The following is a 17,791-nucleotide window of genomic DNA, read 5'->3' as shown; positions in this document are numbered from 1 at the left end:
TCAGCCGACCTCTTCCACTTTCACTCGCGCCATGAGCGTCTCCACCTCCGCGCGAGGTGGCAGGACCGGCCCGTGCCGCGTCAGGGTGCCTACCGCGAAGGCCGTGCCCCGCCGGGCGCACTCCTCCAAGTCCCCTCCCCCGGCCAGACTCGCGAGCACTCCCGACAACATGGCGTCGCCCGCTCCCACCGTGCTCACCACCTCGACGGGAGGCGGCTTGGCGAACAGCGCCCTGCCCCGCTCAACCAACAGCGCACCGTCAGCGCCCATCGAGACGACAACCCGGCCGATGCCTTGGGCCACCAACCCTCGCGCGGCGGCCAGCACGTCCTCGCGCTTCGGCAGCTTTCGCCCCAGCAGCTCCTCGAGCTCATGGATGTTGGGCTTGATGAGGTCTGGCCCCTCCGCCACGCCCAGCCGCATGGAAGGGCCACTGGCGTCGAGCGCCACGAGGCCTCCCTTGCGGCGCAGCAGGCAAACCAACTCGGCATAGGCGTCCTCAGGCAGGCCTGCGGGGAGACTGCCCGAGAGGACAAACCAGCGCCTTGTCCCGGCCAGAGACTCCAGGTCCTGCTTGAGCGTCGCCCAGTCCTCCTCACCCACCTTCACGCCCGGCAGGTTGATGTCGGTGACCTGATTCCCCGCCGGATCCAGGACCTTGAGGTTCACGCGCGTCTCACCGGCCACGCGGCGGCACCGATCCTCGATGCCCTTGGCGCGGAAGAGCGCCTCGAAGGGCTGGACGTTGTCGCGCCCGAGAAAACCCGCCGCAGTGACGGGGCGCACCCAGCCGGCCAAGAAGGCTGCCACGTTGATGCCCTTGCCTCCGGGATCCACCCAGTGCGAGATGACACGGTTGACCGCTCCCGCGCGAAAGCCGGGGCACTCCAGCGAATGATCGAGCGCGGCGTTGAGCGTCACCGTCGCCACTCCTTCAGCCTGCATCGAAGTGCCTCCTCTCTCAGCCTCCGGCGGCCAGGGCTCGGACTTCCGCGGCGCTCCGGCAATCGAGTGCTTTCCGAGCCAGTTCCTGCAGCCGGTTCATGGCGAGCCCCCGCATGCGCGCCTTGATGGCCGCGATGCTGGGGATGCTGACACTGAGCTCGACGACGCCGAGGCCCGCCAGCATCATCGCTCCCGCCGGATCTCCCGCGATGCCGCCACAGGCGCCCACCCAGATGCCCGCGCGCCGGGCGGCCTGCACCGTCTGCTGGACCATGCGCAGCACGGCCGGGTGGAGTCCATCCGCCTGCGGCGCCAGGACAGGATGCATCCGATCCATGGCCAGCACGTACTGCGTCAGGTCATTGGTACCGATGGAGAAGAAATCCACCTCGGTGGCGAGCTGATCGGCCAGGACCACGGCTGCGGGCACCTCGATCATGATGCCCACCTCCTGCGGCTTGGCGCCGACCTCGCGGCGGACCTCCTCCGCGATGGCCTTGGCCTGAACCAGCTCGCTCAGCATGGTGACCATGGGGAACATCAACCGCACTGGCCCGAGCCGCGAGGCCCGGAAAATGGCTCGCAACTGCGTGCGGAACAGATCCTGGCGCTGCAGACACAGCCGAAGGCCGCGCACCCCGAGGAACGGATTCTTCTCGGCTGGCATGGAGAGGTACGGCACCTCCTTGTCTCCGCCGATGTCCAGCGTGCGCAGGATGACCGGCAGCCCGTTCATGGCCCGAAGGATGGTCTCGTAGGCAGCGACCTGCTCTTCCTCGCTCGGAGGGGTGTCACGCTCGAGGAACAGGAACTCCGTGCGCATCAGGCCGATGCCCTCGGCGCCACTATTGATGGCCGTCTCTGCCTCCGAGGGCTTGGCGATGTTGGCCACGACCTCGATCCGGACACCGTCCGTGGTGATCGCGGGCTGGTAGCAGCTGCGCCGCTCTTCCTCGCGCCGGAGGAGCGACTCGCGCTTGCGCTCGCCGGCCATGTCCCGGTCGGACTGGAGCGGCTCGGCGACGAGGACGCCGTTGTCGCCATCGAGGATGCACTCTTGTCCGTTCTGGAGATCGAGCACCGACGGCCCGGCCGCGACCACAGCCGGAAGATCCAGCGAGCGAGCGATGATGGCCGTGTGCGAAGTGGCGCCACCAGCCGCAGTGCAAAGGCCCAACACCTCACGCGGATCCAACCGGGCCGTGTCCGAGGGAGCCAGATCCTCGGCGAGGATGATCACCGGATGACTGGGCAGCGACGTCTCGCCTTCGACTTCATCAGCCAGGAAGCGCAGCACGCGCCGGCCCACGTCACGCAGATCCCCTGCACGGGCCGCCAGCAGCGAGTCCGCGAGCTTGCTCAAGGTGACGGCGCGCTCCTCGTAGGTCTCGCGCCAGGCCCAGCCCGCGCTCTCGCCGGTGCCGATGCGGCGCTGAGCCTCTGAGACCATCTCGGGGTCATCGAGCAGCTCGAGGTGGGCCTTGAAGATGTCGGCCTTGGCCGTACCCGCCTTCTTCCAGAACTCCTGATAGAGGTTGTTCAGCTCCGCCGTTGCTCCCGCCAGCGCCTGGGCGAGCCGATCGCGTTGGAGTTCGGGATCTGGAGCGTGCGGGTGCACCACCAGGCGCTCGCGCTTGAAGTGCCAGACAGGCCCGGTGGCGATGCCCGGCGAGGCCGAGACTCCTGCCACCACCCGGCCGCCATAAGCCACGACTGGCCGCGACGGAACGGGGGCCTGAGCAGGGACTGCGGCGGGCTCGGCCTTGCCCTCTCCCAATCCATGCGCGAAGGCCTGGGCGATGGCAGCCAGGGCTTCGGCGGCATCCGGACCGTCCGCGGAGACCGTCAGCTCGGTCCCGCCGCTCGCGCCCAGGTGCAGCAGGGACACGATGCTCTTGGCATTGGCCGTCTTGTCTCCCACGCGGATGGCCAACTCGGACTTGAAGCGCTTGGCGGTCTCGGCCAGCAGCGTGGCGGGGCGGGCATGCAAGCCATGCGGCGAGGGAGCCACCACGGTGATCGTGGACCCGCGAATGGACACCGCCTCGAGAGTGACGGTGACGGCCTTCTTGCCATTGAGGTAGTCCGCAATCTCCTCGCGATCGCGCGTGACCGCGAGCTTCGCGGCAATGGCGGGCTCGCCCAGTACTCCCGTCAGGTTGGCGAGCACCTGGACATGCTCGTCTGACTTCGCGGCAATGCCGACGGCGAGATGGACAGGGCCCTTGTCGCCCCAAGGAACTCCCTGGGGAAACTGCACCACCACGATGCCCGTGCGAAGCACCTGGCCACGGGCCTCGGGGAGCCCGTGAGGAATGGCGATGCCATTGCCCAGGAAGGTGCTGCTCAGCTTCTCCCGGCCGCGCATGGCGTCGAGATAGGCGGGCTCGACGAAGCCGCTCTCGACCATGGCCTGACCCACGAGGGTGAGGGCTTCGTCCCGGTCCTTCGCGGAACTGCATAGGCGGATGTCTTCCGGGCCAAGCTCCAGCATGTCCCTTCCTCTCCCGAGGTGAGTTGCTGTCCAACGGCAGCGATGGCGAGCCTGTACACCACAGGCGGCGGCGCTACCGGACAGAACGAGCCACGGGGGGGCCCTGGCCGTCGCCTTCACGACACAGGGAGGCCATGGGGCGGCTTCAACGCGACACTGCCGGGATTGTGGAAAGCACCCTCAGCGCTTTGGGCGCCGCGTTCCTCCTCGTCCTTTCCCTCCGCGTCCGCCTCGCTCCGATGGGCCGCCCCGTCCCCGGCCTCCTCCTGCCGCGCCGCGTCTACCCCCGCCTGGCCGGCTCCCGCCTCCTCCAGACCGGCGTCCCTCCCGCCGCTCACCCTCGTCTCTGGACTTTCCTGGACCGTGCCGCCCTGGCTGCCGAGGCGAGAGCCCCACCTCACGGGACTCCCGCCCAGGCCTCATCTCCGGACGGCCGCCTCCGCCTCTGCGGCGGTCATCCTGGGCCGCCTCCACCTCCTCGGGCATCCAGGGCATGTCGAGCAGCTCTTGCAGCTCAAGCAGCGTGTTCGCGCGCAGGTTGCCGCGCCGGCCCCGGTTCACCATGAAGCGCAAGGGCCGGTCGAGCACTGGCAGCTCTTCCTCCACGAGCGAGCGCGCGAGCTTCTCCGGCAGCACGAGCCGCACCACCCCAAAGGGATTCCTCGCCTCGTCCTGCTCCACCTCGTACGCCAGCTCGACCTCGCGATCGCGAACGAGGACGACGCTCGGCAGCGAGAGGAGCTTCTCCCGGGTCTCGGGAGGCACCAGCGTGTCCAGCTCAAGTTCCAGCGGGCGCGCCTGGAACTCGTCCATCGTGGTCACCCCTTCGAGCTGAGCTTCATAGAGCGCCGTCAGCTCATGCTCTCCCAGCTTCGCCGTGCGTCCGCCCGAGCGAAGCCACAGCTCGCGAACCTCACCGATGGCACGCTGGTTGCGGCGCACGGCGGGATGCTTGGACTCCCCGCGCGCCACCGCCTGGGCGAGCACGTGCCGGGCCCGCGCCCCCATTTCGGGCTCCCACGCACGGAGCACCTGGACTTCATGCTCCAGCTCGAAACCCGAGTGCTCCACTCGCCACTCGCGCACGAGCGCCCAGCGCCGAGGGTCATACGCGAGCTCCGGCTCACTGCGGTGCGCGTACTTCCACAGCACCTCCATGGGGATCTGCGTGCCCTCGATGGCCGCATGCGTAGAACCGTGGCGGTCCGCGAAGAAGCGGAGCGCCCCCGCAATCGCGCCGTGGCTGCCGCACACGCTCGTCTTCGAGACGCGCGCCTCTTCTCTCCACGACGTCTCCTCATCGATGACGAGATCGAAGGGCATGAAGCGCGCAAGCAGATCGACGAAGCGTAGGTACACCCGCTCGCCCGCGAAGGGCATGCGCGAAGGCAGATCGATCCCCACGCTCCGGTAGATGCTCGCCATCGCCAGCGCCGCATCCTCCACGGCCTTCACCAGCACACCGCGCCGCTCGGCCCAGCGCTCCATCTTCTCCGCGTGGAACAGGTGGCGCGGGAGGCCGTAGACCTCGCCCACGTAGCCCGCCTCTCGGTAGGCCTCGGCGTAGAGGTTGTAGGCGGTGAGGTGATCGCTGCCGGGGACCAGCACCCCATCCAGGTCGCGCTCCTCGCGCGTCATGCGGTGGAGCGATTCGATGGAGCTGCACACGGCCAGGAAGGGCATCAGTCCATCCTCGCCGTTGACGATCAGCTCCGCCCACGTCCGCTCCACCGGGAGCGCCTCGACCGCGCGGCCATAATCCGAGAGCTTCCCCTGAGCGTCGACGATGCCGCGAGCCTGCAGTTTCTGCAGCGCACGCCGGTAGGCGATGCGATCGAGCGACACGGGCAGGTCCAGCTCATCCGCCCGCACACCCAGGGCCGCCGCGGTGAGCGCCACGCGCTCCGAGTCCCCCGCGAGCTGGAACTCGGGCACCGTGGGACGGAGCGAAGCGAAGTGGATGTGACGATCGCTCAGGATGAAGACGCGGCCTCCCTCCACGCGCCCGTGCACGCGTCCGGCCATCTGGAGGATCTCATTGCTCCCGAGGTGGACGCGCGTGAGCACGTTGCGGCCGCGCTCGACGATGTTGGCGAAGCGCGTGTCATCAATGACCACCGTATCGAGCCCCTGCACATTGAGCGCGCTCTGCCCAGCGGCGGTCATGGCGAGCAGGTAGGGCCGCTCTTCCGTGCCTTCGAGGAAGGGCCGGATGGCGCGGATGGGCTCGCCGCCGTGGTAGTAGGCGGCGTGGATGCCCGGCCAGTGGTCGCGGACCTGCGCGGCGGCCTGCTCCACCGCGGCCCGGGTGGGAAGGAAGACGCCCACGCCACGCTCCTCCCGCTCCACCGAGCGGAGGAACTTCTCATCCAGGAACGCGAGCGGCTCTTTGTGCTCGACCATGACCCGGGCCACTTTCTTCGGATCGAAGGCCTGGACCTCGAGCACTTCGGCGCTGTTCAGATAGCGGGCATAGAGCGAGGGATCGACGGTGGCCGAGAGCCAGATGAAGCGGCACCCCACGCGCTTGCCGAGCGCGAGACAGAGCTCCAGCTCCGCCGAGGTCTGGTGGATCTCGTCGATGATGAGGGTGTCATGCGGCAGGATGTCGCCGTTCTGGAACCAGCGCCGCGCGATGCCGGTCGTCACGATGATGACGTTCCAGGTGGGCGTCTCGGGAGTCGCCTCGCGCTCGCGATTCACCACGCCGACCCGCAGTGGGATGGGCGCTCCCCGGCCGACAATCTCCTCGGCGATGGGACGGATGGCGAGCGTCTTGCCCGTGCCGGTGCCGGCCACGATGCCAAAGCCCTTCCCTAAGCGCGCCAGCTCGCGCACCCGCGCGCCATGGTGCTTTTCGAGGTAGGTCTCCAGCCGGAGCCCAATGGCCAGCTCGATGGTCTCGCACGCGGCCCTCGTGGGGGCGATGACGATGACCCGGCCTGTCGGCGGCTCAGCGGAGATGAAGGCTTCGTGATCGGGAGGAAGGTAGCGATCAGTCGGTGTACGCACGAGGAGTCATCACTTGGTGGCAGACGGGCGACGGCGGGCGACGCGTTCACGAACAGCCGCGATGAACGGCGCCTTTCCCGCGCTCCCGCGCGAGTCATCAAACTCCATCTCGAGCTGCTCGGCGATGGTGCGCAGATACTCGAGGCAGGGTTCGTCCTGGGGGGTTTTTCGCTCCGCGAACAACGCGTGGCAGGGAGGACAGTAGTTCACGACCCATACCCGCTCCTGGGGATCGATCTCGATGGCGACGGGGGTGCCATCGCTCACGTCCTCATCGAACGGACGAATGGCCCAGATGCCGGTGGCATCGTCATCGTCCATGAGGAGTTCCCGGTAGTTGAGGCTGGGCACAAACTCCCAATCTCCCCAGTCGTAGCCAAAGGGCCGGGTCTCGACGCGGAGGGCGCGGGAGCGGGCTTCCTCGAACTCCGAGGCCTCCTCGGGCGCGTCCTCCTCAGAGAAGAAGAACAGGTCCAGCACGGCCTGATCCTCGCCGATCCCCTCCTGCTCGCACTCGGTGCCCGACTTCTCACCGCAGTGATAGGTGCCCGGGGTACCGCACACACTGCATCGGTAGTCGTGAACGCCCATGTTTCTGCCACCTTAGCAGGGAGGCCCTCCCGCGGTTGCCGAACAAGGGGGCGGGCGGGCAGATGACGACCGGTCAACGGAACAGGAGCATGCAGCCCACCATCAGAACGTTGGTCTCGCCGAGGGAACGTCCTTATATATCGGTGATGGTCCCCTTCTCGGTCCTCGACCTCTCGCCCATCGTGGCAGGCAGTGACGCCTCGCAGGCGCTGCGCAACACGCTCGATCTCGCCCGGCATGCCGAGCGGTGGGGCTATCGCCGCTACTGGCTCGCCGAGCACCACAACATGACGGGCGTGGCCAGCGCCGCGACCTCGGTGGTGATTGGACACGTGGCAGGTGGCACCTCGACGATCCGCGTCGGCGCGGGCGGCATCATGTTGCCCAACCACGCGCCCCTGGTCATCGCCGAGCAGTTCGGCACGCTGGCGGCGCTGTTCCCGGGGCGCATCGATCTCGGGCTGGGGCGCGCGCCGGGAACGGACCCGGTGACGTCCCGGGCGCTCCGGCGAACCCTGGCGGGCGACGTCGACAGCTTCCCGGAGGACGTCGTCGAGCTCATGAGCTACTTCCGCCCCGCCGAGCCCGGCCAGCGGGTGCAGGCCGTCCCGGGCGCGGGCTTGAACGTGCCCATCTGGATCCTGGGCTCCAGCCTCTTCGGAGCGCAGCTGGCCGCGGCGCTAGGCCTCCCTTACGCCTTCGCCTCGCACTTCGCGCCGGACCAGATGATGCAGGCCATCGAGCTCTACCGGAGCCGGTTCCGGCCCTCGGAGCAGCTGGCACAGCCCCACGTGATGCTGGGCCTCAACGTCTTCGCTGCCGACACCGATGAAGAGGCCCGCCGGCTGTTCACCTCGCTGCAGCAGGCGTTCGCGAACCTGCGGCGTGGCCGGCCAGGGCCCCTGCCCCCACCGGTCGATGACTTCGAGAGCCAGCTGACGCCCATGGAGAGTGCCATGCTCGATCAAGCACTGTCGTGCACTGTCCTAGGCTCGCCGGAGACCGTTCAGCGTCAGATGGAGGTCTTCATCGCGCGCACCCAGCCTGACGAGCTCATGGTGACCTCGCAGATGTTCGACCACACGGCGCGCCTGCATTCGTTCGAGATTGCCGCCGCCGCGCGTGACAAGCTCGCGCGCAAGGGCCTCAGCACGGCGCCCCCTTCCTCCTCTCCCGCCTCGCCTCCTTGATGACCTTCGCTGAACTCTCACTCTCCCCTCCGCTGCTTCAGGTTCTCGAAGAGCTGGAGTTCCAAGCCGTCACGCCCATCCAGGCCCAGAGCATTCCGGTGTTGCTCCAGGGGCGTGACCTCATCGGCCAAGCCCAGACGGGCAGCGGGAAGACGGCGGCCTTCGCCCTTCCGATCCTGCAGAAGGTTCAGCTCCAGCAGCGGCGAGTCCACGCGCTCGTGCTCTGCCCGACTCGGGAGCTCTGCGCACAAGTGGCCGGAGAGATCCGCCGGCTCGGCCGGAGATTGCACGGGCTCCAGGTGCTCATTCTCGCGGGAGGCCAGCCCATCCGGCCGCAGCTGGACGCGCTCGAGAAGGGGGCCCACATCGCGGTGGGCACCCCGGGCCGCGTCCTGGACATCCTCGACCGGGAGGCGCTCGAGACACGCCAGCTCGCCACCGTGGTGCTCGATGAAGCCGACCGGATGCTCGACATGGGCTTCCGGGAGGACATCGAGCGCATCCTCGGGGCTACCCCTGCGGCGCGGCAGACCGTGCTCTTCTCTGCCACGTTTCCCCCGGAAATCGAGGCGCTGAGCCGCACCTTCCAGAAGAAACCCACGCGCGTGACGGTCGCGGAGGCCACCGCGCCTCCCGACATCCAGCAACTCCGGTACACGTGCGAGCCCCACGAGAAGCCAGCGCTCCTGCTGCGCATCCTGCGGAAGTACCAGCCGGCCTCCGGTATCGTCTTCTGCAACCACAAGGCGACGGTCGTCGAGCTGACGCAGGTCCTCCGCGAGTCTGGCGTGAGCGTGGACGGGCTCCAGGGAGACCTGGAGCAGAGCGAGCGAGACCGGGTCATGGCGACGTTCCGCAATCACAGCACCCGGATCCTCATCGCCACGGATGTCGCGGGTCGCGGCATTGACGTCGAGGCCTTGGATGCGGTCATCAACTTCGATCTCCCCTTCCAGCCCGAGCCCTATGTCCACCGCATCGGCCGCACCGGGCGGGCGGGGAGAACGGGCCTTGCCATCTCCCTCGTCACTTCCCGAGACGAGCGCAAGGTCGAGGCCATCGAGCAAGCCACCGGTGTGAAGCTGACTCCCGGAGGCCTGGAGGACCTGCCGCCGGAGGGGCCTGGCCGAGGAGCCTCACTCGAAGCAGCCTGGGAGACGCTCCTGATCTTCTCTGGGCGCAAGGACAAGATGAGGCCGGGGGACATCCTCGGCGCGCTGACAGGAGAGGCCGGAGGGCTGAACGCCTCCGAGGTCGGCAAGATCGAGATCCAGGATCGCCTGTCCTACGTGGCCGTCTCCAAGCGCACCGCGCGCATGGCGCTCCAGCGGCTTCGCGAGGGCCGCGTCAAGGGACGCAAGCTCCGAATTGAACGCGTAACGTAGTTGCAGAAGTCCGTTGCGCAGAGGCCCGGGCTGATCCAGAAGGCCTGCTGCGATGATTGACTACGATCCGCATCAGTGGGGACATCACTTCTTCGACCTGAAGGGGTCGATGGTCCGCGAAATCGTCGGACGGCTGCTTGTCGTCACCCTGTGGGCGACAGGGGTCGTGGCCTTCCACCACCACGTCCAGCCTATCGGCATCCCCAACATCATGCATGGCCTGGTGGGCGTGGCGCTCGGCCTGCTGCTGGTGTTCCGGACCAACTCCTCCTATGACCGCTTCTGGGAGGGCCGGAAGCTCTGGGGCGGCATCGTCAACGAGACGCGTAACCTGGCGCGCGCCTCGAGCGTCTTCCTCCGCGAGCGAGACCCGGCGCTCTACCGGACGCTCGTGCAGTGGACCGTGGTGTTCCCCTATGCCGCGGCCTCGGGGCTGCGAGGTGACAAGGACCTCGGCCCGGTCACCGCCCAGCTCCCACCAGAGGAGGTGCGGCAGGCGGGCACTGCCCAACACGTTGCGCTCGCGGTGTCCCAACGGATGAGCGAGGCCCTTTCCGAAGGCCGCCGCCGGGGCCACTACAACGAGTACACGCAGATGGCGCTGGATCAGAACGTCCAGCAACTCATCGACTACCTGGGCGGGTGCGAGCGCATCCACAAGACGCCCATGCCCTTCGCATACATGGTGCACCTGCGCCGCGCGCTCGTCATCTACTGCGGCTCGCTGCCGTTCGCGCTGGTGGAGAGCTTCGGCTGGGGCGCGGTGGTGGCCACCTTCTTCCTCTCCTATGTCTTCTTCGGCATCGAGGAGATCGGCGTGGAGATCGAGGATCCCTTCGGCACCGACGAGAACGATCTGCCGCTCGATCGCATCTGTGGCGTCATCCAGGCCAACCTCCTGGCGCTGCTGCCTTCCGAGACCGCCAGGCCCGATTGACAAATACAGACGCGTGTTTAATATGACTGGGTCATGAGGCCCGTCTCCACCATCCTGGGTGTGCCGTCCGTGCGCGTGCTCGCGCCGATGGCTGACGTGCGTCTCGGCTCCCGCAACAAGGTGCTGCTCGACATTTGATCAGGCGGACCGGTGTCCCCTGGCTCGCGGGTTGGCTGGTTCCCGTGCGCCGAGCGGGCTCGGTTCCGCCTCTGATCGGTCTCGGACTTCGTGTGTCCTCGCGCTGACCTGAGTGCGCCCTGCTGAGGGCCGCTCTCTGGCCCCCCGTGTGCGCACCCGTCTGTCCGCGGCGCCATTCCTTATCAACCAGTGTCTGTCTTTGGACCCGCGGGTGGCTCTACCCGGCGGGATCGGGAAACCTTTATGTCTCGCACGACACGCATTGAGCGGTACCGCAACATCGGCATCATGGCCCACATCGACGCGGGCAAGACCACGCTCACCGAGCGCATCCTGTTCTTCACCGGCCGCATCCACGCCATGGGCGAGGTGCACACGGGCTCCACCGAGATGGACTGGATGGTGCAGGAGAAGCAGCGCGGCATCACCATCACCTCGGCGGCCACGACGGCCTCCTGGAAGCCGGAGCGCGGGCTCTTCGCGGGCACGCCGCACCGGATCAACATCCTGGACACGCCGGGGCACGTGGACTTCACCATCGAGGTGGAGCGCTCGCTGCGCGTCCTGGATGGAGCGGTGGCGGTGTTCGACGCCAGCCAGGGCGTGGAGCCACAGTCCGAGACGGTGTGGCGCCAGGCGGACCGGCATGGGGTGCCGCGCATCGCCTTCCTCAACAAGATGGACAAGGTGGGCGCGGACTTCGCCATGAGCGTGCAGTCGATCCGTCAGCGGCTGGGCGCGAACCCTGTGCCGGTGCAGCTGCCCATCGGTGCGGGGCCGGAGTTCCGGGGCGTCGTGGACCTGCTCCGCAGGAGGGCCTTCTTCTTCGACGAGGCGTCGGGAGAGCCCTCGGAGGCACAGGAGATCCCCGAGCCGCTGCGGTCCGAGGCAGCGGCGCTGCGACTGCGGCTCATCGAGGCGTGCGCGGAGGTGGATGGCACCGTCCTGGGCAAGTACGTGGACGGGCGGCTGCAGGAGATCACGGAGGAGGAGCTGGAGCGCGCGCTCCGCCTGGGCACGCTGCAGCGGCAGTTGGTCCCGGTGCTGACGGGGGCGGCGTTCAAGAAGAAGGGTGTGCAGATGCTGTTGGATGCGGTCGTCAACTACCTGCCCGCGCCGTCGGATCTCCCGGCGGTCGAGGGCGTCACGCCGGACACGCAGGTGAAGGTCACCCGTCCGGCCAACGATGAGGAAGCCATGAGCGCGCTGGTCTTCAAGCTGATGCACGACAAGTCTGTGGGGACGATCGCGTTCCTGCGCGTGTACTCGGGCACGCTGCGCACGGGGATGGCAGTGCTGAACACCCGCCAGCAGCGCCGCGAGCGCGTGGGCCGGCTGATGTTCATGCACGCGAACAAGCGGGAGGAGGTGGAGGAGGTGCATGCGGGCGACATCTGCGCGGCGCTGAACCTGCGAGGGGTGCGCACGGGCGACACGCTGAGCGCGCTGGAGGCCCCGGTGGTGCTGGAGGCGCTCCATTTCCCCGAGCCGGTCATCCAGCTTGCCGTCGAGGCTCGCTCTCGCGGGGAGCAGCAGAAGATGGAGGAGGGACTGGCGCGGCTGGGCGCGGAGGATCCTTCCCTGCGAGTGGAGGTGGACTCGGAGACCGGACAGCAGCTGCTGTCGGGGATGGGAGAGCTGCACCTGGAGATCGTGGTGGATCGCCTGAGGACGGAGTACGGCGTGGAGGCGCGCGTGGGGCAGCCGAAGGTGGCCTACCGCGAGACGCTGCGCCAGAAAGTCCGCCAGGACTACCGCCACGTGCGGCAAACGGGCGGGCCGGGACAGTACGCGCGAGTGGTGATGGAGGTGGGGCCGGCGCCGAGAGGCTCGGGATTGGTCTTCGTGGATGACACGCACAACGGCGTCATCCCGAAGGAGTTCATCCCGGCCATCGAGAAGGGCGTGGCGGGGGCGATGCAGCGAGGCGTGCTGGCGGGCTACCCGGTGGTGGACGTGGAAGTGCGGCTGGTGGATGGAGACACGCACGTGCGGGACTCCACGCCCCAGGCGTTCACGATGGCAGGCTCGCTGGCCTTCCAGGAGGCGGCGAGGCAGGCGGGGGTGCGGTTGCTGGAGCCAGTGATGGACGTGGAGGTCACCACGCCGGAGGAGTTCCTCGGGGATGTGCTCGGGGATCTGTCCTCCCGGCGCGGGCGGGTGCGGGGAATGGAGGGCCATGGAGCGGTGCGGAGCGTGTCCGCGCAGGTCCCCATGGCCAACCTCTTCGGCTACGTGACCAGCCTGCGAGGCCGCACTCAGGGCCGCGCGAGCGCCACCTTGCGGCTGGCCACGTACGAGCCGGTGCCTGACACGCTGCAGGAGTCGGTGGTGGCACAACCGCAGTAGGAAGACCGGGCCCCGGGAGCCACAGCTCTCGGGGCCTCTTCCTTTTCAGCAGTCATCGATGCGGCGGCTCCGGCGAAGGATGGGCAGGCCCCTGGAATCCCTTCGCGCGGAACGTCAGCACCAGCGTGTCCCGGTGTCCCAGCTCGGCCAGCGGCTGGATCGGCGTGCTCTCGTGGATCACCCGCTCGTCATCGAGCAGCAACGCGGACCAGGCCTCGGTCAGCGTGAAGCGGATACCGTGAGGACCGTTGGCCTCGAATACCCGCGTCTCACCGCCCTTGATGCCCTCTCGCCCGACGAGCAGCACCGCCACGAAGTCCACGCCATCGCGATGGGCCCCCTCCGGCGTCGGCCGGCCAATCCCGTCCGTCGTGTCGATGCGGAACTGGTGTGCCTCGACGTACCAGGGCTGAGCCCCCTTCAACGTGGAGCAGCACGCGGCGAGCCCTCGCAGCAGCTGCGGCCAGACCGGCTGACCGATCACGGCCGGCGTCATCGGCTCGAACCAGCGCTCCAGACCTCCGTGCAGCGCGTTGTATTCCACTGGCTGCCAGTGCGCCCGGTGCGGCACCTGGGTCACCTTCTCGCCCTCGACGATGAAGCACGAGTGCCGGCGCGAGCGGTAGTGACCGCCGTCCCGCAGGTACGTGTCCGGTGGCAGCTCGTTCCAGGTCGGCTTCAGGGCATCGAGCTCGGCAGCCGGGGCGCCCACCAGCTCGCACAGCCCCTCTCGGCTCAGGACGGCATAGCCGCGGTCGAACAGCACTGCAGGGGTCTGTGAGGGCTTGGTGACAGGCAGCGAGTGACTCATGGCTCGAAAACAACGTTAACGGAAAAAGCCTCCGAGTGCCGTGAACTCGGAGGCCCTTCCGCTTTTCACCTCGGCCCTGAGCTCAGTGGGGGTGCCGATCCCGCGAGTCCTCATCCAGGTGGAGCCCCGAGGGCTCCCACTCCTCGCCCTCCCCCACCGTGGGCGGGTTCAGCGGCGGAGTCGCCGGATCCCCCGGACGGGGCGAGGGCCGCCCGAAATCGCGCTCGTAGATGCGCAGCACGGACAGGAAGAAGGCCACACAGAGCGGCCCCAGCAGCAGGCCGATCGGACCGAAGACCGCCAGGCCTCCCAGCAGCGCGAAGAAGATGAGGGCGCCGTGCATATGCAGGCCGCGCCTCACGAGCAGCGGCTTGATGACGTTGTCCGAGAGGCCCACCACGATGATGCCCCAGGCCGCCAGGAAGACGGCCCCCACCGGATGGCCCGTGGCCAGCAACAGCAGCGCTGCGGCCACGCACACCGTCGCGGCTCCCACCGCCGGAATGAGCGCGAAGAAGAACGTGACCGCCGCGAAGAAGATGGGCACAGGCACCCCGGTGATGAGGTAGCCCGCCAGCGCCGCCACCGCCTGCACGCCCGCCGTGGCCAAGGTAGACACCAGCACCGAGCGCGTGACGCTGCGGAACTCCAACAGCAGCTCCGTTGTCTGGCCTCGCTTAAGCGGCGACACGCTCTCCATCCACTCCACGAGCCGGCTGCCGTCGACCAGCAGGAAGTAGAGCGCGATGAGCATCATCACCGTCTGGAAGATCAGCGAGCCCGTCGCCGCCACCAGTCCGCCCACCGTCTGCGCCGCCACCGCTCCGCGGGAGCTCAGATGCGCCTGCAGCGTCGCCCACATCCCCGCGCTGTTTGACTGGAAGCTCTCGAGCATCCGCGCCGCGGAGTCCTTGAAGGGGCCAGGGACGTACGTCAGCAGCCCCGCCAACCCCCGCTGCTGCACCAGGTTGTTGATGAAGTTCACCCCTTCGAGGATCTGAGACACCAGGAAGGTCGTCAGCGCGGCCAGCGGCACCAGCAGCGCCAGGACGAAGCCCACGCAGATGAGTCCCGCCGACAGTCCGCTTCGCCCTCGCAGCCGCCGCGTCAGCCGCTTCTGCAGCCCGTGAAACGCTCCGGCCAGCACCGCTGCCAGGAAGAACGCCTCGAAGAAAGGCGAGATAATCAGCAACACCAGGGCGATGGACAGGAGGATGAGCCCGATGAACACACGACGGGCTACTTGAGCGGAGGCCATGGCCAAACGATGGGACGTCTCCTTGGTGGACGGTAGGGGTGGAAGTCCCACCCGCTGCTGCCCCGCCAGGCAGGCAGCCGAGCTGCTCTGTCCCTCCTCAATGTCCCTACTCAAGAGGTGGGACCTGATAGATCTCAGCGCGATGGCTACCGCCGCATCCTTCGAGGAACACCGCGCCGCGCTGACCGGCCACTGCTACCGCATGCTGGGCTCGGCTGCCGAAGCCGATGACGCCGTTCAGGAGACCCTGGTCCGGGCCTGGCGCAACCTCGACCGCTTCGAGGAGCGCTCTTCCATGCGCACCTGGCTCTACAGCATTGCCACGCGCGTGTGCCTGGACGCGCTGAATGACCGCTCGCGGCGGGTACGCCCCATGGAGCTCGGCCCCGTCGGCACCGTCGAGGACACGCTCACCTCCCTGCCCGGCTCTCACTGGATTGAGCCCATCCCCGATGCGAGAGCCCTGCCTTCGGACGCCGATCCGTCCGAGCTCGTGATGCTGCGCCAGAGCATCCGCCTCGCGTTCGTGGCGGCGCTCCAGCACCTCCCTCCCCGGCAGCGCGCGGTGCTGCTCCTGACCGAGGTCCTCGGCTGGTCCGCCGCTGAGGCCGCCGACAGCCTCGAGATGTCGGTCGCTGCGGTCAACAGCGCGCTCCAGCGGGCCCGGGCGACGCTCTCCACTCGCGACCTCACCCAGTCCCGCGCGCCGTTGTCCGACTCGCAGGCCACACTGGTGAACCGCTACGTCGAGGCCTTCGAGCGGTACGACGTGGACGCACTCACCACGCTGCTCCACCAGGAAGCAACCTTGTCGATGCCGCCCTACGCGCTGTGGCTCCAGGGCCACCAGCCGATTCGGGACTGGCTGTTGGGGAGAGGCTCAGGCTGCCGCGGGTCCAGGCTGATCCCCACCTCGGCCTGCGGCTCGCCCGCCTTCGGCCAGTACCGGCCGCCCAGTGTCCCCGGGGGCCGCCACCAGGCGTGGGCGCTCATCGTGCTGGAGCTCGAGGGTGACCGGATCGCCGCCATGAACTCGTTCCTGGACACCCAGGCGCTCTTCCCGCTCTTCGGTCTTCCGCTGGAGCTTGCCCCTATCGATGGGGATTCTTTTTTTCAGGGCGACCGATGAGTTCTCGCGCCCCTGGCCGTCTCTAGTAGGACAAACCCCTTCCGATGGAGGCACCCATGGCTGCGAACCGTACCTGCAAGATCTTCGTCAACCTGCCCGTCAAGGACCTGAAGAAGTCGATCGAGTTCTTTACCCAGCTCGGGTTCGGGTTCAACGCGCAGTTCACCGACGACACCGCCACCAGCATGATCCTCAGCGAGGAGGCCTACGTGATGCTCCTCACTGAGGCGCGCTTCAAGGACTTCGCGCGGAAGCCGCTCTCCGATGCCCGCACCTCCACCGGGGGCATCTTCGCGCTCTCGGCCAACAGCCGCGCCGACGTGGACGAGGTCGTCAAGAAGGCGATCGCTGCGGGCGGAAAGCACGCGGCCGACCCGATCGACCACGGCTTCATGTACGGCTGGAGCTTCTACGACCTCGACGGGCACCACTGGGAGGTGGTGTGGATGGACCCCGCCTCGATCCAGAAGTGAGGGAAGCGGACTCCGGAGTCGCCTGGGCCTTGAGCAGCCTGGGCGAGGCGCACATGCGCCAGGCTTCCTTGAGGAGCGCGCGCATCAACTCGCGCTTCACCGCGCCGAGCCGCACGATCACCATCGGGTAGTCCTGGTAGTGCGGCGTCACCTCGAAGCTATCCGGGTGGGCCTGAAGCAAGGCCTCCCGGTGATCGAACTCCACCTTGATGACGATTGACTCTTCATCGAGCACCCGCGCGAAGAGCTTGTCACTCACCCGGAAGCCCGGCGTGCCGTAGGAGGTCCGCTCCTCCACGGCAGGTAGGGCCAGGGCCAGCTCGCGGACATCTGCCTGGGTCAAGCCTCGGGCAGAACGTGTCCTCTTCGGGTTCTTCCGCTGATGCGACGGCATCGAAGGGCCGACTCAGGCCGACTTGGCCAACTCCGCATCGATCGCCTGAGTCAGGCGCGGATCGTCCGCCGTGACATCCGGAGCGAAGCGGCCCACCACGCGGCCGTCCCGGCTGATCAGGAACTTTTCGAAGTTCCAGAGCACGTCCGGCACTGGGTTGGGCTTGAGGCCGTAGTTCTTCAATTTCGCCCGCATCGGCCCTTCACCCGTGGCGGCCGGCAACGAGTGGGTGAGTCGCGCGTAGAGCGGATGCTGATCGACGCCCACCACGGAGATCTTGGAGAAGAGCGGGAACTTCACGTCGTAGGTCAGCTTGCAGAACTGCTGGATCTCCTCATCGGAGCCCGGCTCTTGGCCGAGGAAGTTGTTGGCCGGGAAGCCCAGCACCTCCAGTCCCTTCTCGCTCTGACCCTCGTAGAGCTTCTCCAGTCCTTCATACTGAGGCGTGAGCCCACACTTGGAGGCCACGTTCACCACCAGCAGCACCTTGCCCTTGTACGCATCCAGCGTGAGTGGGGCACCGCCGATAGACTTCACGGGGATGTCGTAGATCGTCTGGCTCATGGAGCCCGCAGTCTACCGTAGGCCCCTGGCGCGTGGTGGACTGGGTCAACCGCAGCGTCCATGGTGCAGTCTACCGAGCCGTCCGCATCAGCCAGGGGCACCTGCCTCCCGTGGCCCTCAA

The 17,791-nt window shown here is 67.8% G+C and carries 14 protein-coding genes; 6 read left to right on the top strand and 8 right to left on the bottom strand.

Annotated elements, in window-relative coordinates:
• From pfkB to DB31_RS30610, 4 genes are all read right to left on the bottom strand, one after another.
• Entirely contained in the window at positions 1-945 is a 945-nt protein-coding gene (pfkB, locus tag DB31_RS30625) for a 1-phosphofructokinase (RefSeq protein ID WP_044193913.1), read from the bottom strand.
• A gap of 16 nt (positions 946-961) precedes the next feature.
• Positions 962-3,439, bottom strand: a complete 2,478-nt coding sequence (gene ptsP, locus DB31_RS30620) for a phosphoenolpyruvate--protein phosphotransferase (RefSeq protein ID WP_044193910.1) — start codon at positions 3,437-3,439, stop codon at positions 962-964.
• A gap of 180 nt (positions 3,440-3,619) precedes the next feature.
• Positions 3,620-6,451, bottom strand: a complete 2,832-nt coding sequence (locus DB31_RS30615) for a DEAD/DEAH box helicase (RefSeq protein WP_240486965.1) — start codon at positions 6,449-6,451, stop codon at positions 3,620-3,622.
• A 9-nt stretch (positions 6,452-6,460) separates the two neighbouring features.
• On the bottom strand, positions 6,461-7,042 hold the full coding sequence (locus tag DB31_RS30610) for a hypothetical protein (RefSeq protein ID WP_044193908.1): 582 nt from the start codon (positions 7,040-7,042) through the stop codon (positions 6,461-6,463).
• Positions 7,043-7,188: 146 nt separating this feature from the next.
• On the opposite strand from DB31_RS30610, the gene DB31_RS30605 reads away from it, so the two are divergent.
• From DB31_RS30605 to fusA, 4 genes are all read left to right on the top strand, one after another.
• Positions 7,189-8,232: an LLM class flavin-dependent oxidoreductase gene (locus DB31_RS30605; RefSeq protein ID WP_044193906.1), complete on the top strand. Its 1,044-nt coding sequence runs from the start codon at positions 7,189-7,191 to the stop codon at positions 8,230-8,232.
• A complete protein-coding gene (dbpA, locus tag DB31_RS30600; protein ID WP_044193904.1) occupies positions 8,232-9,617 on the top strand; it encodes an ATP-dependent RNA helicase DbpA in 1,386 nt (461 codons plus the stop codon). Before DB31_RS30605 ends, dbpA begins: the two co-directional genes overlap by 1 nt.
• A gap of 52 nt (positions 9,618-9,669) precedes the next feature.
• Positions 9,670-10,554, top strand: coding sequence for a bestrophin family protein (locus DB31_RS30595; RefSeq protein WP_044193902.1), 885 nt, complete (start codon positions 9,670-9,672; stop codon positions 10,552-10,554).
• A 381-nt stretch (positions 10,555-10,935) separates the two neighbouring features.
• Entirely contained in the window at positions 10,936-13,041 is a 2,106-nt protein-coding gene (gene fusA, locus DB31_RS30590) for an elongation factor G (protein ID WP_044193900.1), read from the top strand.
• Between the two features lie 52 nt (positions 13,042-13,093).
• Here the strand turns inward: fusA and DB31_RS30585 are convergent, their stop codons facing one another.
• Positions 13,094-13,852, bottom strand: a complete 759-nt coding sequence (locus tag DB31_RS30585; protein WP_044193898.1) for a 2OG-Fe dioxygenase family protein — start codon at positions 13,850-13,852, stop codon at positions 13,094-13,096.
• Positions 13,853-13,934: 82 nt separating this feature from the next.
• The gene (locus DB31_RS30580; RefSeq protein WP_044193896.1) at positions 13,935-15,110 is read right to left on the bottom strand and encodes an AI-2E family transporter; all 1,176 of its coding nucleotides are present in this window, start codon (positions 15,108-15,110) and stop codon (positions 13,935-13,937) included.
• Between the two features lie 142 nt (positions 15,111-15,252).
• Between DB31_RS30580 and DB31_RS30575 the strand changes: the two genes are divergently transcribed.
• Together DB31_RS30575 and DB31_RS30570 are read left to right on the top strand one after the other, a co-directional pair.
• Positions 15,253-16,239 carry a sigma-70 family RNA polymerase sigma factor gene (locus DB31_RS30575; RefSeq protein ID WP_044193894.1) on the top strand — a complete coding sequence of 329 codons (987 nt, stop codon included), beginning with the start codon at positions 15,253-15,255 and terminating at the stop codon, positions 16,237-16,239.
• A gap of 56 nt (positions 16,240-16,295) precedes the next feature.
• Entirely contained in the window at positions 16,296-16,712 is a 417-nt protein-coding gene (locus tag DB31_RS30570) for a VOC family protein (protein ID WP_044193893.1), read from the top strand.
• Here the strand turns inward: DB31_RS30570 and DB31_RS47080 are convergent.
• Positions 16,630-17,055, bottom strand: a complete 426-nt coding sequence (locus DB31_RS47080) for an MmcQ/YjbR family DNA-binding protein (RefSeq protein ID WP_075306280.1) — start codon at positions 17,053-17,055, stop codon at positions 16,630-16,632. The genes DB31_RS30570 and DB31_RS47080 overlap by 83 nt on opposite strands.
• Before the next feature lie 63 nt (positions 17,056-17,118).
• The gene (locus DB31_RS30565; RefSeq protein WP_044193891.1) at positions 17,119-17,670 is read right to left on the bottom strand and encodes a glutathione peroxidase; all 552 of its coding nucleotides are present in this window, start codon (positions 17,668-17,670) and stop codon (positions 17,119-17,121) included.
• Between the last annotated feature and the right edge of the window lie 121 nt (positions 17,671-17,791).

It is taken from the genome of Hyalangium minutum (assembly GCF_000737315.1).
Taxonomy (GTDB): Bacteria; Myxococcota; Myxococcia; order Myxococcales; family Myxococcaceae; genus Hyalangium; species Hyalangium minutum.
Note: the sequence above shows the minus strand (reverse complement) of the source record. Positions and strands in the feature narration are given on the sequence as shown.

Bases quoted from the DNA above. Each gene is read 5' to 3' on its own strand.
- pfkB (WP_044193913.1), bottom strand. From the start codon at position 945: ATGCAGGCTGAAGGAGTGGCGACGGTGACGCTCAACGCCGCGCTCGAT.
- ptsP (WP_044193910.1), bottom strand. From the start codon at position 3,439: ATGCTGGAGCTTGGCCCGGAAGACATCCGCCTATGCAGTTCCGCGAAG.
- DB31_RS30610 (WP_044193908.1), bottom strand. From the start codon at position 7,042: ATGGGCGTTCACGACTACCGATGCAGTGTGTGCGGTACCCCGGGCACC.
- DB31_RS30605 (WP_044193906.1), top strand. From the start codon at position 7,189: ATGGTCCCCTTCTCGGTCCTCGACCTCTCGCCCATCGTGGCAGGCAGT.
- dbpA (WP_044193904.1), top strand. From the start codon at position 8,232: ATGACCTTCGCTGAACTCTCACTCTCCCCTCCGCTGCTTCAGGTTCTC.
- DB31_RS30595 (WP_044193902.1), top strand. From the start codon at position 9,670: ATGATTGACTACGATCCGCATCAGTGGGGACATCACTTCTTCGACCTG.
- fusA (WP_044193900.1), top strand. From the start codon at position 10,936: ATGTCTCGCACGACACGCATTGAGCGGTACCGCAACATCGGCATCATG.
- DB31_RS30585 (WP_044193898.1), bottom strand. From the start codon at position 13,852: ATGAGTCACTCGCTGCCTGTCACCAAGCCCTCACAGACCCCTGCAGTG.
- DB31_RS30580 (WP_044193896.1), bottom strand. From the start codon at position 15,110: ATGGCCTCCGCTCAAGTAGCCCGTCGTGTGTTCATCGGGCTCATCCTC.
- DB31_RS30575 (WP_044193894.1), top strand. From the start codon at position 15,253: ATGGCTACCGCCGCATCCTTCGAGGAACACCGCGCCGCGCTGACCGGC.
- DB31_RS30570 (WP_044193893.1), top strand. From the start codon at position 16,296: ATGGCTGCGAACCGTACCTGCAAGATCTTCGTCAACCTGCCCGTCAAG.
- DB31_RS30565 (WP_044193891.1), bottom strand. From the start codon at position 17,670: ATGAGCCAGACGATCTACGACATCCCCGTGAAGTCTATCGGCGGTGCC.